The sequence below is a fragment of the Streptomyces sp. NBRC 110611 genome (genome assembly GCF_001590865.1).
GTDB lineage: Bacteria > Actinomycetota > Actinomycetes > Streptomycetales > Streptomycetaceae > Streptomyces.
This window is the reverse complement of sequence record NZ_BBUY01000010.1, coordinates 167019-182587: the sequence shown is the minus strand read 5'-3', so window position 1 is coordinate 182587 and position 15569 is coordinate 167019. Positions and strand designations below refer to the sequence as shown.

At 72.4% G+C, this 15569-nt stretch carries 13 protein-coding genes; 7 read left to right on the top strand and 6 right to left on the bottom strand.

Annotated features, from left to right (window positions below):
* Window positions 1-146: 146 nt before the first annotated feature.
* From AZE13_RS37010 to AZE13_RS21620, 3 genes are all read right to left on the bottom strand, one after another.
* Window positions 147-440, bottom strand: coding sequence for a hypothetical protein (locus AZE13_RS37010; protein WP_181690405.1), 294 nt, complete (start codon window positions 438-440; stop codon window positions 147-149).
* Entirely contained in the window at window positions 437-601 is a 165-nt protein-coding gene (locus AZE13_RS37005) for a hypothetical protein (RefSeq protein WP_181690404.1), read from the bottom strand. Before AZE13_RS37005 ends, AZE13_RS37010 begins: the two co-directional genes overlap by 4 nt.
* Window positions 602-1131: 530 nt before the next feature.
* Window positions 1132-1554 carry a secondary thiamine-phosphate synthase enzyme YjbQ gene (locus AZE13_RS21620; RefSeq protein ID WP_066934367.1) on the bottom strand — a complete coding sequence of 141 codons (423 nt, stop codon included), beginning with the start codon at window positions 1552-1554 and terminating at the stop codon, window positions 1132-1134.
* 69 nt (window positions 1555-1623) lie between these two features.
* On the opposite strand from AZE13_RS21620, the gene AZE13_RS21615 reads away from it, so the two are divergent.
* Window positions 1624-2754 carry an NAD(P)-binding domain-containing protein gene (locus AZE13_RS21615; RefSeq protein ID WP_181690403.1) on the top strand — a complete coding sequence of 377 codons (1131 nt, stop codon included), beginning with the start codon at window positions 1624-1626 and terminating at the stop codon, window positions 2752-2754.
* Between the two features lie 467 nt (window positions 2755-3221).
* On the opposite strand, the gene AZE13_RS21610 is transcribed toward AZE13_RS21615, so the two are convergent.
* Window positions 3222-4565: an MFS transporter gene (locus AZE13_RS21610; RefSeq protein WP_066934365.1), complete on the bottom strand. Its 1344-nt coding sequence runs from the start codon at window positions 4563-4565 to the stop codon at window positions 3222-3224.
* A gap of 127 nt (window positions 4566-4692) precedes the next feature.
* On the opposite strand from AZE13_RS21610, the gene AZE13_RS21605 reads away from it, so the two are divergent.
* From AZE13_RS21605 to AZE13_RS21585, 5 genes are all read left to right on the top strand, one after another.
* Window positions 4693-5469, top strand: coding sequence for a (Fe-S)-binding protein (locus AZE13_RS21605; RefSeq protein ID WP_066934364.1), 777 nt, complete (start codon window positions 4693-4695; stop codon window positions 5467-5469).
* The gene (locus tag AZE13_RS21600; protein ID WP_066934362.1) at window positions 5466-6977 is read left to right on the top strand and encodes a lactate utilization protein B; all 1512 of its coding nucleotides are present in this window, start codon (window positions 5466-5468) and stop codon (window positions 6975-6977) included. The genes AZE13_RS21605 and AZE13_RS21600 overlap by 4 nt, the downstream gene beginning before the upstream one ends.
* Entirely contained in the window at window positions 6974-7726 is a 753-nt protein-coding gene (locus AZE13_RS21595) for a lactate utilization protein C (RefSeq protein ID WP_079124231.1), read from the top strand. Before AZE13_RS21600 ends, AZE13_RS21595 begins: the two co-directional genes overlap by 4 nt.
* Window positions 7727-7784: 58 nt before the next feature.
* Window positions 7785-9176 carry a hypothetical protein gene (locus tag AZE13_RS37000; RefSeq protein ID WP_079124230.1) on the top strand — a complete coding sequence of 464 codons (1392 nt, stop codon included), beginning with the start codon at window positions 7785-7787 and terminating at the stop codon, window positions 9174-9176.
* Window positions 9177-9239: 63 nt separating this feature from the next.
* Window positions 9240-9977 carry a hypothetical protein gene (locus tag AZE13_RS21585; protein ID WP_066934361.1) on the top strand — a complete coding sequence of 246 codons (738 nt, stop codon included), beginning with the start codon at window positions 9240-9242 and terminating at the stop codon, window positions 9975-9977.
* Here AZE13_RS21585 and AZE13_RS21580 read toward each other — a convergent pair.
* Window positions 9871-10455 carry an NUDIX hydrolase gene (locus AZE13_RS21580; RefSeq protein ID WP_079124229.1) on the bottom strand — a complete coding sequence of 195 codons (585 nt, stop codon included), beginning with the start codon at window positions 10453-10455 and terminating at the stop codon, window positions 9871-9873. The genes AZE13_RS21585 and AZE13_RS21580 overlap by 107 nt on opposite strands.
* Before the next feature lie 468 nt (window positions 10456-10923).
* Here AZE13_RS21580 and AZE13_RS21575 point away from each other — a divergent pair, with 468 nt between their 5' ends.
* The gene (locus AZE13_RS21575; RefSeq protein WP_066934355.1) at window positions 10924-13890 is read left to right on the top strand and encodes an FAD-binding and (Fe-S)-binding domain-containing protein; all 2967 of its coding nucleotides are present in this window, start codon (window positions 10924-10926) and stop codon (window positions 13888-13890) included.
* 14 nt (window positions 13891-13904) lie between these two features.
* Here the strand turns inward: AZE13_RS21575 and AZE13_RS21570 are convergent, their stop codons facing one another.
* Window positions 13905-15299 carry an alpha-amylase gene (locus AZE13_RS21570; RefSeq protein ID WP_066934352.1) on the bottom strand — a complete coding sequence of 465 codons (1395 nt, stop codon included), beginning with the start codon at window positions 15297-15299 and terminating at the stop codon, window positions 13905-13907.
* Between the last annotated feature and the right edge of the window lie 270 nt (window positions 15300-15569).

The following is a 15569-nucleotide window of genomic DNA, read 5'->3' as shown; positions in this document are numbered from 1 at the left end:
CTCCCCGGAAGTGCTGACGTCAGCCACGATCTTGTTGACGGCTGCCATGGTCTGCCCCCCTTCGTCTCGGCAGCGGCTCTTCCGGCCGCAGTCCACAGGGAGCCTCTTCCGAACGCAACGTTCCGCTACGCACGATGGCCCCTGTATCACCTCAAAGTGGGTACGCCACGGCACACGTGCGAAAGGGGCGCGCGCCGGAGATAGCTGCGGTTCGATCGGCGGCCCTTCCACCACGTCGGCCTGGTGGTGAGAACCTTCTTCAGCGCCTCGTGCGTTGCCCGGTTCCAGAGGCCCTCGTAGAGGTGTACGGGGTTCCCTTCCTGATCGATGACGGGCTTGCCGTTGTGCATCAGGTAGCCCAGCACCGCCTCGGAGAGAAGGATGTTCTTCAGGCTCGTCGGATGCCACGGCCGGCCACGCGCCGGCTTTCCGTACATCACGGCCAAGTGATCGACGGGGCCAGCTCACCGGCGCGGTTCAAGCGAGCCGCCTCGCTGCTGGGTGTGTTGTGCTCAGGGTCCGCCAGGATGCGGCGAGCGGCGAGCCTGATCGCGGTCGAGGCGTGCGGGTGCAGTTCGATGTGGTCGACCTTGCCGCCCATTACGAGCCGGACGTATTGGAATCCGTACGAGGGCTTGCCTTTGGGGCGTCCGGCTGCCCGCGTCTTGATGGTCGGTTCTCGTCCACCTGGTCGTCGAGGTCCCACAGGCCGTAAGCAGTTTCCCCTCGTCAAGCATTTTGTAGCCGGTATTCAAGCAGTCGACGACACTGCAACCGAGGCGGTCAACGGCCGCAGCCACAAGGCCGTCATACGGCCCCCTCTCGTCACGCAGCCACGGGCCGAGCTTGGGCCGGGTCATCGGGTCCGTGGCTCCCGACACCTCCCAGTCGTCGGCCAGCCGATGACGTGTGCCCTCCGACGGATGCGGCGGCCGTGAGAACGTGTTCCCGCTGTCGCTCCGGTGATGGCGTGGCCGCCTTCACACACGAAAGCCTGCGCACGCCCAGCAGGCATTTTCCGCATGCGTCGTAAGATCGTCCGATCATGCCCAGGTCCGTACCGCGCAAAGTCTCCCCGTTTCGCGCACGCAGGGTAGGGAGATTTCGCGGCCACCCCCAGGACGATCTTGGTCAGCCCAGGAAGCTCAGCCGCACCTGACGGTTGACATTGTCGATATTGGTGTCCACGAGGCAGACGGACTGCCAGGTGCCGAGGGCCAGTTCTCCCGCGACCACGGGGAGTGTGGCGTGCGGGGGCACGAGGGCGGGGAGCACGTGGTCGCGGCCGTGACCGGGGCTTCCGTGTTTGTGCCGCCATCGGTCGTCGGCCGGCAGGAGATCGTGGAGCGCGGACAGCAGATCGTCGTCGCTGCCCGCGCCCGTCTCCAGGAGGGCCACGCCCGCAGTGGCGTGCGGCGTGAAGACGTTCAGCAATCCGTCCTGGCCCTGGGCGACGTCTCGCAGGAAGGTCGTGCACTCCCGGGTCAGGTCGTAAACGGTCTCGCGTGAACCGGTGCGGATGTCGATCTCTCGTGTCGTGAAGCTTGCAGCCATATGCCGATCTTCTCAGAGATGGCCCGTCGAGCCGGGAAGAGATCGGGCCGGCCGGATGTTGGTAGAAGCATGAACTACTCCGGGGTGCGTGCGGTCGAGGTCGTGGTGATCGGGGCCGGGCAGGCCGGGCTGGCTGCCGCGTTTCATCTGCGGCGGGTGGGCTATGTGCCGGACCGGGATTTCGTGGTGCTGGATCACTCCCCGCGGCCCGGTGGCGCCTGGCAGTTCCGGTGGCCGACGCTGACGTACGAGAAGGTGCATGGGATGCATGCGCTGCCCGGGATGGAGCTGGCCGGGGCTGATCCCCGGCGTCCCTCGTCTGAGGTGATCGGAGCGTATTTCGACCGTTACGAGCAGGCCTTCGGGCTGCGGGTGCACCGGCCGGTGAGCGTGTCGGCGGTCCGGGAGAGCATGGGGGCAGGGCGCGACGGGCGGCTGAGGATCGAGACGTCGGAGGGGGACTATGCGGCGCGGGCGGTGATCAATGCGACGGGGACCTGGGACCGGCCGTTCTGGCCGCGGTTCCCGGGACAGGAGACGTTCGGCGGGCGGCAGTTGCACAGTTCGTGGTACCCCGGGCCGGAGGAGTTCCGGGGCGCGCGGGTCGTGGTGGTGGGCGGCGGGACCTCGGCCGTTCAGCAGCTGCTGGAGATCGGGCCGGTGGCGGCGGACACGACCTGGGTGACGCGTCGGCCGCCCGTCTTCCGTGCGGGCCCGTTCGGCGAGGAGGAAGGGCGGGCCGCCGTCGCCCTCGTCGAGGAACGGGTACGGCGGGGGCTGCCGCCGCACAGCGTGGTGAGCGTCACCGGACTGCCGATGACCGAGGCGGTCCGGCGGGCCCGCGAGGACGGCGTGCTGGAGCGGCTGCCGCTCTTCGAGCGGATCACGCCGACCGGCGCGGTCTGGGCCGACGGGCGCGCGGTCGACGCCGATGTGTTCCTGTACGCGACGGGCTTCCGGGCCGCCATCGACCATCTCGCCCCGCTGAGGTTGCGCGAGCCGGGCGGCGGCATCCGGATGGATGGCACCCGTGTGCTGCGCGACCCGCGCATCCATATCGTCGGGTACGGGCCGTCGGCGAGCACCATCGGCGCCAACCGGGCCGGGCGGGCCGCGGTGCGGGAGCTCCGGCGGTGGCTGCCGGAGCGGAGTCCGGCGGAGGCCGGTGTGAGGGTGGGTGCGGGGGTGGGTGCGGGGTAGGGGTGGAGGCTTCGGCGCGGCCGGGGAGCCGGGGATCAGTTGGGGCGGATGCGGATGCATTACGCGTAACAGTCGCGCGAACAAACGAACGTGAGAGCGAGTGTTCGTTAGAAAGCGTGATCGAGGATGGGAGGGCTTCACGAGGCGCCACTGGGTGGGTGATGCTTACGGGGCGCGAGCGACGGGCTGCAGACCGTCAACGTGACTCCGGCCGACTCCCTTGCTGGGCCGGAGAGTTGACCCATCACACGTGGTTGTCCCACCACACGTACTTGCACAAGGAGAAGAACTACATGAACGTCGTCACCGACCTGCTTGCCTGCGTCGTCCACTTCGTGGGCTGGCTCGTCTGACGCACCACGCACTGCGGCGCCGCCTCTCCCTGTCCCGGGAGGGGCGGCGCTTCGCGTGCAGGGGAGGGAAACGGCGGACACAGCGGACGCGGCGGACACCGGGGTACGCGACCGCTAGCGGTCGAGCGGCTGGTGAGCGGTCTCCGGCAGGGTCAGGTAGACGAGGAACGAGACGAGGCAGAGCGCGGCCACGTACCAGGGGAAGAGTCCGGCGTGCCCGGCCTGCTTGAACCAGGTGCCGATGTAGGGGGCGGTGCCGCCGAAGAGGGCGACGGTGAGCGAGTACGGGAAGCCGATGCCGGCGGCGCGGACCCGGGCGGGGAACACTTCCGCGTTCACGGCGGCGGCGATCGCGGTGTATCCGGTGAGCAGCACCATGCCCGCGCACTGGACCAGGAGCAGGGAGAGGAAGGTGTCGGTCACCAGGTGCAGCAGCGGTACCGCGAGGACCGCGAAGCCCAGGGAGAAGCCGAGCAGGAGTGGTTTGCGGCCGATGCGGTCCGAGAGCAGGCCGCCCAGCGGCTGCAGCAGGGCGAAGAAGACGAGGGAGACGGTTCCGGCGGTGAGCGCGTCGCTCTTGTCGAAGCCGGCGTTGGCCTGGGCGTAGGTGGGGAGGTAGGTCGTCCAGGTGTAGTAGGCGAGGGTACCGCCGGCGGTGATGCCGCAGATCCGCAGCGACTGGCGGGGGTACCGGCGCAGGGCCTCGAACAGCCCGGGGCGGTCCGCGGCCCGCTGTGCGGCGCGTGGGGTCTCCCCGGCTCGGACCGGGTGGAGAGCTTGCGGCAGGGTCTCCTGTGCGCCGCGCCGGATCCAGAGGCCGAGCAGGCTCAGCAGCGCGCCGACGAGGAACGGCACCCGCCAGCCCCATTGGCCCATCTGCCGTTCGGTGAGCAGCGCGGCGAGCAGCGCCGCGGTTCCGGAGGCGAGCAGCTGGCCGATCGTCGTGGAGACGTACTGGAAGCCGGCGAACAGTCCGCGCCGGCCCGGCCCGGCCGATTCGACGAGGAAGGTCGTGGAGGCGGCGAACTCCCCGCCCACCGACAGGCCCTGCACCAGGCGGGCCACGACCAGCACCACAGGTGCCAGCACACCGGTGGCCGCGTAGGTGGGGGTGAGGGCGACGAGCAGACTGCCGGCGCCCATCAGCAGGATGGTGACGGTCAGTGCGGCGCGCCGGCCGCGCCGGTCGGCGACCGCCCCCATCAGCAGCCCGCCGACCGGCCGCATGAAGAAGCCGACGGCGAAGACGGCGAAGGTCGACAGCAGCGGCACCAGTGAATTGCCGGTGTCCTGGGGGAAGACCTGCTCGGCGAAGTAGACCGCGAGGAAGGAGTACGCGTACCAGTCGTACCACTCGACGGCGTTGCCGATGGCAGCGGCGACCAGCTGCCGCGGCCGCGACGGCGGCCGGGCACCGTCGGGCGCCCGGTCCTCGGCTATGTTTCCGGTACTCGGCATGGTCCGTCCTCGGCTCCCGGTTCTTCTCCTGTGCCTGCTGCTGGGGCAGGATGAGCTGACAGGTGATCATGTACCGCGGAGGCGGCCGGCCGCCAGGGGTGCGGGGCAGCCGAAAGGAGATGGCAACGTGCGTGTAGCACTGTTCGTCACCTGTATCAACGACCTGCTCCATCCCCGGACGGGACGGGCGGTGGTCACCCTGCTGGAACGGCTGGGGGTGGCGGTCGACTTCCCGGCCGGGCAGAGCTGCTGCGGCCAGCCGCAGTTCAACACCGGCTACCGGCATGCGGCCGAACCGCTGGTGCGCCGGTTCGACCGGGCGTTCCGGGATTACGAGTATGTGGTCACTCCGTCCGGTTCGTGTGCGGCGATGGTGCGCGACAACTACCCGCGGATCGGGGCGAAGACGGCCGCCGAGGGGCGCGGCCGGGAGCTCGCCGAGGCGGCGGCGCTGGCGGTGCCGAAGACGTACGAGCTGACCGAGTTCCTGGTGGACGTATTGAAGGTGGAGGACGTCGGTGCCTGGTACCCGCACACCGTCACGTACCACCCCACCTGTCACGGGTTGCGCATGCTGGGCCTGGGCGACCGGCCGCGGCGGCTGCTGTCGCATGTCAGGGGGCTGGAGCTGCGGGAGCTGCCGGGCGCCGAGGAGTGCTGCGGGTTCGGCGGTACGTTCGCGGTGAAGAACCCGGCGGTGTCGGCGGCGATGGGGGCCGACAAGGTCCGGCAGGTGATCGGTACCGGCGCGGAGGCGGTCTGCACCGTCGACAACTCCTGTCTGCTGCACATCGGCGGCACGCTCGCCCGGCAGGGCTCGCGGGTCCGCCCCGTCCATATCGCCGAGATCCTGGCCAGTACGGAAGCCGGCGCGGAAGCCAGTACGGAAGGGAGCGGGCGGTGAGCGGCACCTACGTGGGCATGCCGGCGTTTCCCCGGGCCGCGGCGGCCGCCACCCGTGACGACCGGCTGCGCGCCAACCTCACCCATGCCACCCGCACCATCCGCGACAAGCGGGCCAGGGCGGTGGCCGAACTGGACGACTGGGCGCAGCTGCGGGCCGCCGGCGCCGCAGTGAAGGACCGGACGCTGCGCCGTCTGGATCACTACCTGGAGCAGCTGGAGGCCGCGGTCATCGCGGCGGGCGGGCAGGTCCACTGGGCGGCGGACGCCGAGGAGGCCAACCGGATCGTCACCGCGCTGGTGGCGGAGACCGGGGAGCGCGAGGTCGTCAAGGTCAAGTCGATGGCGACGCAGGAGACCGGGCTCAACGAGGCGCTGGCCCGGGCCGGCATCCGGGCGTATGAGACGGATCTGGCGGAGCTGATCGTGCAGCTCGGGGGCGATCTGCCGTCGCACATCCTGGTCCCGGCGATCCACCGCAACCGTTCCGAGATCCGGGACATCTTCCGCCGGGAGATGGGGCGTTGGGGGCGTCCGGCGCCGGAGGGGCTCTCCGACTCCCCCGCCGAGCTGGCCGAGGCGGCCCGGCTGCACCTGCGGGAGAAATTCCTCTCCGCGAAGGTGGGGATCTCCGGTGCCAACTTCATGGTCGCCGAGACCGGCACGCTGGTGGTGGTGGAATCCGAGGGCAACGGGCGGATGTGCCTGACCCTGCCCGAGACGCTGATCTCGGTGGTCGGGATCGAGAAGGTGGTGCCCACCTGGCAGGACCTGGAGATCTTCCTCCAGTTGCTGCCGCGCTCCTCGACGGCCGAGCGGATGAACCCGTACACCTCCACCTGGACGGGCACCGTGGACGGCGACGGGCCGCGGACCTTCCACCTCGTCCTGCTCGACAACGGGCGGACCGACACCCTCGCCGACTCCGTGGGGCGGCAGGCGCTGCGCTGCATCCGCTGCTCGGCCTGTCTGAACGTGTGCCCGGTGTACGAGCGGGCCGGCGGGCACGCGTACGGGTCGCCGTACCCCGGCCCGATCGGCGCCATCCTCACCCCCCAACTGCGCGGAGTTCAGGGGGCGCTGGAGGCTTCGCTGCCGTATGCCTCGTCGCTCTGCGGGGCCTGCTACGAGGTGTGTCCGGTCGCCATCGACATCCCCGAGGTACTGGTGCACCTGCGGGAGCGGGTGGTGGAGGGCGGGCCGGTCACCGTGCGCGGCACCCGTACGGTGCTCAGACCGGCCCGAGGGCATGCCGCGGAGCGGGCCGCGATGCGCGCCGCGGCCTGGGCGTTCGACCACCCGGGCGGGCTGCGGCGCGGGATGCACCTGGCGGCCCGGACCCGGCGGCTCCACCCGCGGCGGCTGCCGGGGCCGGGCCGCGCGTGGTCGCGGACCCGCGACCTGCCGGCGGTACCGGCCGAGTCGTTCCGTGACTGGTGGCAGCGCACCCGCGGGACGTCGTCCGAGGGGTCCGGGCGGCGGGACCGGGCGGGAGGTGAGGGCACATGACCAGCCGGGATGTGGTGCTGGCGCGGGTGCGCCGGGCGCTGGCGGATGTGGCGCCCGGGGCGGGGCAGGACGATCCGGCGGTGGTCCGGGACTACCGGCGGGTGCACGGCGCCCGTACGGCCGCGGAGACCGTCGAGCTGCTCGCGGAGAACCTCGCGGACTACCGGGCGCTGGTGCACCGCAGCGACGCCGAGGGGCTGCCGACGCTGATCGGCCGGCTGCTGCGGGCGCGCGGGGCGCGGTCGGTGGTGGTGCCGGCGGGGCTGGAGCCGTCCTGGCTGGGAGCGGCGCTGTCGCCCGGCTCCGGTGTCACCCGGGTCGAGGACCGGGAATCGGTGACGGCGGCCGAACTCGACACCGTCGACAGTGTGGTGACGGGCTGTGCGGTGGCCATCGCGGAGACCGGCACGCTGGTCCTGGATGCCGGACCCGGCCAGGGCCGGCGCCGGATCACGCTGGTGCCGGACCATCACATCTGTGTCGTCCGGGTTCCCGGGCAGGTGGTCGGCTCGGTGCCGCAGGCACTGGCGCGGCTGACGCCGGAGCGCCCGCTGACCTGGGTGTCCGGCCCGTCCGCGACCAGTGATATCGAACTGTCACGGGTGGAGGGGGTGCACGGGCCGCGGACGCTGGAGGTGATTCTGCTGACGGGGCCCGGGCAGCCGGACCGAGTCCGCGCGGAAGGCGGTGGCGGGACGGGCGCTACGACAGGTGTGCGACCCCGCTGTCAGTGGGGATTTCTACACTGATCGGGATGTCTTCGCACACGCGGTGCGGGGGCGTGCGCCCGGGGGGAGGGAGCAGACCATGCTGCGGCAGGACGTACCACCACAGCGGTCCGGCGCGGACCACGGCGTGCCCGTGCCGGATCCCGGGCGGCCGGCGTTCGCCGCCACGTGGGCCTCCGCGCCGTCCCGGCTGCTGACGTGGCTGGGGCGGCTGGGCGTGGTGGCCACGGCGTTCGCGGTGTTCGAGGCGCTGGTGGGGGTCCTTCCGCCGCACCTCACGGATGAGGTGGCGCGGTACTGCGTGGCGGCGGTGGCGGGTGTCGGGGTCGGTGCCGTGGTGTGGCTGTCGGCGGCGCTGCTGCGCGCCCGCGCCGCGATAGCCGTGGAGGTGCCACCGCCCGGGCACGCTTCCGTGCCGGCCGGGTCGCTGCCCGATCTGATGGACGGCACGTACGAGGCGCTGCAGCGCGGCGTTTCGGTGATCGAGGTGCCCGGGCGGGGGCCGTTGACCGGCTGGCCGCACTCCCTCGCGGAGAGCGGTCCCCCGGTGCACCCGACGGCGTTCGGCACTGCGTACGGGCTGCACCTCCTGCTCGACATCGCCCCGTACGACGGCCGGATACGGGCCGGTGAGGTGGCCGAGACGCTGTGGCGGCTGCGGCTTCCCGGCGGCGGGTGGGCGGCCCGCTCGCAGGGCAGCGGGGCGCGCCCGGAAGTGACCGCGATCGTGCTGGGCGCGCTGGCGCGGGCCGGCGCCGATCCACGGCTGCTCGAGGCCGAAATACACTCCTGCGAGGCGCTGCTGGACCCGGACCACGACGCGTCGGGGCTGGCCAACACGTATGTCGTGACGAATGTGCTGCGCGGGCTGCTGCGGGCGGCGCCCGGCTCCCGCTCGCTGGGCGGTCTGCGCGAGGTGCTGGTCAACGGCGCCACCGCCGACCCGGCGCGGGGCGGCCACCGCTGCTGGGGCGCGGCGCTGGCCACGGGGCACGGCAATCCGGCGCCCTCGGCGGCGCACACCGCACGGGCGGTGGTGGCGCTGGACCGTGCCGCGCGGGTGCTGGGCGAGGACGCCCGGCAGCGCGCGGTGCGCGAGGAGGGGCTGCGCTGGCTGATGGCGGGCGCGGTGGCGGGCGGTGCCGGGTCCGACCTGGACAACTGCCAGGAGGAGGTCCGCCGGCCGGACCAGGAGGATCCGCTGCATCAGGAGCTGCTGTCGGTGCGGCACTTCTCCGCCGCGTGGGTGGCCCGGGCGCTGATGACGGACGGGGCGCGGCGGGTGGCGGCGGAGGGGGTGGGGCCGGAGGCCTGGGAGGGGCAGCTGGCCACCGCGGTGGCGCGGGTGCGGGGCATGCAGCGGGGCGGGGTGTGGCGGTGGGACGACGGCCCCATGGGCCACCCGGTGTGGATGGCGTATCAGGGCCTGTCGGTGCTGCGGCGGTACGCACTGCTGGTCCACCGGCCCTGACATCGGCCGGTTCGGCTGCGCGGTGCCGCCGGCGGTCGGCGGCATCGGGAACGGGAGGCGGAGATGCAGGTCGAGGAAGCCCGGCGGCTGCTGGTGGCACGGCTGGGCGGCGGGCCGCGGCCGCCGTCCCCCGAGGCGGCACGGGCGGCGATCGCCCGGCTGGCCCGTCCGGATGCGCTCGGTCCGCTAGTGCGGCGATTATCCGCCGGGGATCTGGACCTGCCGGAGTGCACCCGGCTCTCGTACCGCCATGTGCTGGGCTTCGACAAGCTGGTGCTGCTGTCCGGGGCACCCCGTTTCGTACTGCGGGTGCATTTCTGGCACGGCGCGGCGGGCCCGTCCCCCGAGGACATCCACAACCACCGTTGTGCCATCGCCTCGGCCGTGGTGCGCGGCCGGGTCCGGATGGAGTGCTACGAACCCGCGGCGGACGGGGTGCCCGCGACCGCCTACCGGGAGTCCATCGACGGCCCGGGCGGGGCCTGGCGGCTGCGGCGGGTCGGGGACGCGCGGCTGCGGCTGCTGGCTACGGAGCAGTACGGGCCCGGACGGAGCTATGGCCTGGACGCCCGTACGCTGCACCGGGTGGTGAGTGAGGAGCCGACGGTCACGCTGTTCCTGGAGACGGCGCCGCAGCGCTCGGTGACGGATGTCTACGTCCGGCACGGCGGCGCCGGTACGGGCGGTACGGCGGTCAGAAGTGGCGGGTCCCTGCGTGCCCGGCCGCGGCCCAAGGTTCCGCTGCCACCGGCCGTCTATCTTGCCGAACTCGACGCGCTGGCACGCTCTTTGGGCTACTGACCGGCACCGGCCCGGGACCGCCGATGCGGGCCGCCAGGACGTGCCGGCCGGCCGCGTCGAACCGGCCGCCGAGCGCCTGGCGGATCACCTCGAGGTTGTACGCGTCCACCCCGGCCCCGGCCAGCTCGGACGGCCGGGCCCAGCGGTGGACCTGATCCGGGCTGGGCAGCACGACGTCGAAGGTCAGCGGGCGGACGAGGAAGTTCCGCTGGTGGTTGTGGACGTGTCGGCCGCGATAGTCGCTCAGGAATCCGGACGATCCGGTGTGCGCGACGATGGCGCCGAGGAGTCCGGTCTCCTCCTTCAGCTCGCGCAGGGCGCCGCTCTCGGCGGACTCCCCCGGGTCGAGTTTGCCGCACGGCACACCCCAGGTGCCGGGCAGGAAGCGCTCGCGGTAGCTACGGCGAACGATCAGCACACGACCGTTGTGCACCACTACCGCCGCGGCCAGGTATTTATGGGCTGCAGGCTGATTCATCGGAGATCTCGCAATCCGAACGGACGGGCGACAGGCCCGTGGCGGAGGGCCACCGTACCGACGATGCCCGCGCGGCGGACCGGCGCCGGCGGAACGACATGCGGTGAAGTGGCGTGCGAGGGGCTTGTATCGGGCGCGCACGACGTTCGACCCTGATGCCTGCTGTTGCCTTCCAGTCGGAGCTGAGCGTGGTCCGGCACGGCGCCCTGCCCGCCCCGCAGGCCGGCCCCGCCACGGTGCGTTGTCCCCAGCGCCACGCTCACCGGGCCGGGCACTGTGCGGCTGGTGCGGCACGCATCGGCCGACCGCGCGCGTTGCGCGGTGCACGCGGGCCACCGCGGAGGAGATCCTGGCTCCGCCGACCGCCGGACCGCGAGGGCCGGAGTGACAGTCCCCCGTCCACCTGGCCGGCGGACCGGGCGGCCCGCAGTGAGCCTGACGTCCGATCGAGCCGAGGAGTACCGTGCCATGCCCCTGCTGGAGCCGAAGCCCGAGCGCCTGCGTCCCACCACCGGCGGCCGCCCCGTGTACGACCGGGTGCCCGCCCGGCGTGCCTCCGGCACCCCCGAGCCGCTGCGCGGCGACCTGATCGCACTGCTCGGCCCGGACAAGGTGCTGCACACGATCTCCGACCTGGTCCGCTACGCCTCCGATGCCAGCCCGTACCGCTTCGTGCCGCAGGTGGTGGTGGTCGCCGAGGACGTCGACGACGTCTCCGCGGTCTTCTCCTACGCTCGCGGCAAGCACCGGAAAGTGGTGTTCCGGGCCGCCGGGACGTCCCTCAACGGCCAGGCGCAGGGCGAGGACATCCTCGTCGACGTACGCCGGCACTGGACCGGGATCGAGGTGCTGGGGGACGGCACCCGGGCCCGTATCCGCCCGGGCACGACGGTGCTGCGCGCCAACGCCGCACTCGCCCGCCACGGCCGGCTGCTGGGGCCCGACCCGGCCAGCGCGCTCGCCTGCACGCTGGGCGGAGTGGTCGCCAACAACGCCTCGGGGATGACGGCCGGTACCACCCGCAACTCCTACCGGACGCTGGCCTCGGTCACCGTCGTCCTGCCGTCCGGCACGATCGTGGACACCGCCGACCCGGACGCCGACGCCACGCTGGCCCGTGCCGAACCGGCGCTCTGCGCGGGCCTGCTCGGGCTGAAGGCGGAGATCGAGGCCGACCCGGAGCTGGTGGCCAGGATCCGCGCCAAGTACGAGATCAAGAACACCAGCGGCTACCGCCTGGACGCCTTTCTCGACGGCACGACACCGGCCGGGATCCTGCGCGGGCTGATGGTCGGCTCCGAAGGCACCCTCGGCTTCCTCGCCGAGACCGTCTTCGACACCCTGCCGCTGGACCGGTACACCTCCAGCGCGCTGCTGTTCTTCCCGGCACTGAGCGCCGCCGCCGCGGCCGTACCACGGTTCACCGAGGCGGGCGCACGGGCCGTGGAGCTGATGGACGGCAACACGCTGCGCGCGTCGGTGCGGGTGCCCGGGGTACCGGCGGACTGGGCGGCGCTGCCCAAGGAGACCACCGCGCTCCTGGTGGAGTTCCGGGCGCCGGACGAGGCCGGCCGGGCGGCGTACGAGCGGGCCGCGGCGCGGGTGCTGACGGAGCTGGAGCTGGTCGCGCCGGTGGCGTCGGTCACCAATGCCTTCACCCGGGACCCGGCCGTGATCGGCGGCTACTGGAAGGCCCGCAAGGCGTTCGTCACGGCGGTCGGCGGCTCCCGGCCGTCCGGTACGACGCTGATCACCGAGGACTTCGCGGTGCCCCCGGCCCGGCTCGCCGAGGCCTGTACGGCGCTGCTGGAGCTGCAGTCCCGGCATGGTTTCGACGCGGCGGTCGCCGGGCACGCCGCCCACGGCAATCTGCACTTCCTGCTCGCCTTCGACGCCGCGAAACCGGACGATGTGGCGCGCTACGCGGCCTTCATGGACGCGTTCTGCCGGCTGACCGTCGAGCGCTTCGACGGCTCACTGAAGGCCGAGCACGCCACCGGCCGCAACATGGCCCCGTTCCTGGAGCTCGAATGGGGGCCATGGGCGACGGAGTTGATGTGGCGCGTCAAGAGGCTGATCGACCCGCACGGTGTGCTGGCCCCGCGCGTCGTCCTCGACCGCGATCCGAGGGCGCACCTGCGGGGCCTCAAGACCATCCCCCGGGTCGAGGCCCTCGCCGACCCGTGCATCGAATGCGGCTTCTGCGAACCGACCTGCCCCAGCGGGGACCTGACCACCACCCCCCGCCAACGGATCGTGCTGCGCCGCGAGATGCTCCGTCAGCCACCCGGATCCCCGGTCGGCACCGCGCTGCTGGACGCGTACGGCTATGACGCGGTGGACACCTGCGCCGGTGACTCGACCTGCCGGCTGGACTGTCCGGTGGGGATCGACACCGGCGCGCTGATGAAGGACTTCCGGCACCGGCGCCACTCGGCGCGCGAGGAGTGGCTGGCGGAGCGGGCCGCCCGGCGGTTCGCGGCGGTCGAGCGGTCGGCCCGGCTGGCGGTGGCCGCCGCCGACCGGATCCGCGCCCGGACCGGCGACCGTCCGCTGACCGCGCTGACCGGTGCCGCCCGCCGGGCCGTACGCCCCGACCTGGTGCCGGAGTGGCTGCCGCGGATCCCCGGCGCGGCGGCTCGCCGGCTGCCCGCGACGCGGAAGGCGGGCGCGTCCGCGGTCTACTACCCGGCATGTGTGAACCGGATCTTCGCCGGCCCGGCCGGGCACCCGGGGTCGTCGCTGCCGGAGGCGGTGGTGGCGGTCTCGGCGCGGGCGGGCCGCCCGGTGTGGATTCCGCCGGACGTGACCGGGACCTGCTGCGCCACCATCTGGCACTCCAAGGGCTACCGGCGCGGCGCGGTGGTGATGGCCCACCGGATCGTCGAGGCGGCCTGGCGCTGGACGGCCGGCGGGCGGCTGCCGCTGGTCGTGGACGCCTCGTCCTGCACCCTGGGCCTCGCCCACGAGGTCGTGCCGTATCTGAGCCCGGACCACCGGGCGCTGCACGCCGGGCTGACCGTCGTCGACTCCGTCGTCTGGGCCGCCGAGGAGCTGCTGCCGCACCTGACGGTGCTGCGTACGCTCGGCTCCGCGGTGCTCCACCCCACCTGCGCCATGCGGCACTTGGACGACGAGGCGGAACTGCGCCGGGTCGCCGGGGCCTGTGCGCGGGAGGTGGTCGTCCCGGACGACACCGGCTGCTGTGCCTTCGCCGGGGACCGGGGGATGCTGCACAGGGAGCTGACCGAGGCGGCCACCGCGAAGGAGGCGGCCGAGGTCACCGCGCGGCGCTTCGACGCCCATCTGTCGGCGAACCGGATGTGCGAGATCGGTATGGACCACGCGACGGAGGGCCGAGGCTACCGCTCGGCCCTCCTGGCGCTGGAGTGGGCGACCCGGCCCGCGTCCCCCGGTCGTCCGCACCGTGGGTGAGGGACCCCGGCCGGTCAGCGTGCGACGTGCAGCGCCACGGCGCTTCTCGCCGGGACGGTCACGCGCGCCTGTCCGTCGCCGTCGACGGTGACGGTGTGGCCGGCGCAGTTGTCGGGGGCGGCCGCGAGGACGTTGCAGTACGTCCCCGCCGGCAGCGATGTGGCGAACGTCCGGCTGAGTTCACCGTCGCCGTTGTTGAGGGCGACGAAGCCCTTGCCGGACCGCGCGAAGGCGATGGCGTTGCCGCCGTCGTCCCACCAGTCGGTCAGTTCGGCCTGTCCCACCGTGTTCCGGAAGCCCACCATCGCGGTGATCTCCCGCTTCGCGTGCTGATCGGTCCAGCCGCCGCTCCCGCTGGGCGGACCGGCGTCCTTGTCGGACCACTCGTAGCCGGAGTGGACGTTCGGCGAGCCGTAGGGTGAGGCGAGCATGAACACGTTGGCGAGGGTGTAGACCGCGCCGTCCTTGTAGGAGAGCGTCGAGCCGTTGCGCTCGGTGTCCCAGTTGTCGACGAAGGTACGGGCCCGGTCGCCGGCGAGCTTGCCGTCCGCGACGGACTTGAGCTGGGCGAGGCCGCCGCCCTGGAAGGCGCTCTTGAGGTGGCTGCCGTAGCGGAACTCGTCGACGTCGCCGGTGCCGGTGTACTCGTCGGGCCGGACCGCCTCGCCGGCGCCGTGGATGACCTCCTGCACCCAGTAACCGGGGTCGCGCATCTTGCCCTTGACGGCGGCGAGGTCGGTGGCGGACATGTGCTTGGCGGCGTCGATCCGGAAGCCGTCCACGCCCAGGGAGCGCAGGTCGTCCAGGTACCGGGCGAGGGCGGTGCGGACGTGGTCGCTGCCGGTGTCGAGGTCGGCGAGCCCGACGAGTTCACAGTTCTGGACGTCGTCGCGGTTGGTGTAGTCGGAGATGTCCTTGCGGCACGCGTGGAAGTCCTGGTCCTGGTAGTGGCCCGGGTACTGATACTTCGTGTACGGGGTGCCGCCGGTGCCGGTACCGGATCCGGCCGCCATGTGGTTGATGACGGCGTCGGCGATGACCTTGACACCGGCGGTGTGGCAGGCGCCGACCATCGAGGCGAACGCGTCCCGGTCGCCGAGCCGTCCGGCGATCTTGTAGCTGACCGGTTGGTACGAGGTCCACCACTGGTCGCCCTGGATGTGCTCGGAGGCGGGCGAGACCTCGACATAGCCGTAGCCCGCCGGGCCCAACTGGTCGGTGCAGGCCTTGGCGACATCCGCGTACTTCCGCTCGAACAGCGTGGCGGTGACGGTCTTCCGGCCCGGCGGGGTGGCCTCCTGGCGGCCCGGTGGGGTGGCTTCGGAGGACCACGGCGCGACGGTGGCGAGACCAACCGCGGCGAGCACTCCGGCCAGCGCCCCGCCCAGCAGACGGGAACGTTGCAGCATCTTGCGGCTCCTTCAGCATGAGGCGCGGTGTCCCGCACCGCGCCCACGAGAGCAGCCACGCGCCAGGCCGCTGTGGGGGATTCCGTACGGAGCCTGCCGTTAACATCGTGAACACGTCAACCCCTGTCGCAAGGCTTTTCAGTTACTTGCGAAAGACGCTGGTGACGCCGCATCCCCTCGCGCGGCACCACGCCTCACACACCGGCCCGTTGGTGCGGGCGAAGAGTCCGCGTCCGCCGCCACGAGAATCCCCTCGGCCCTCTTGTGCCT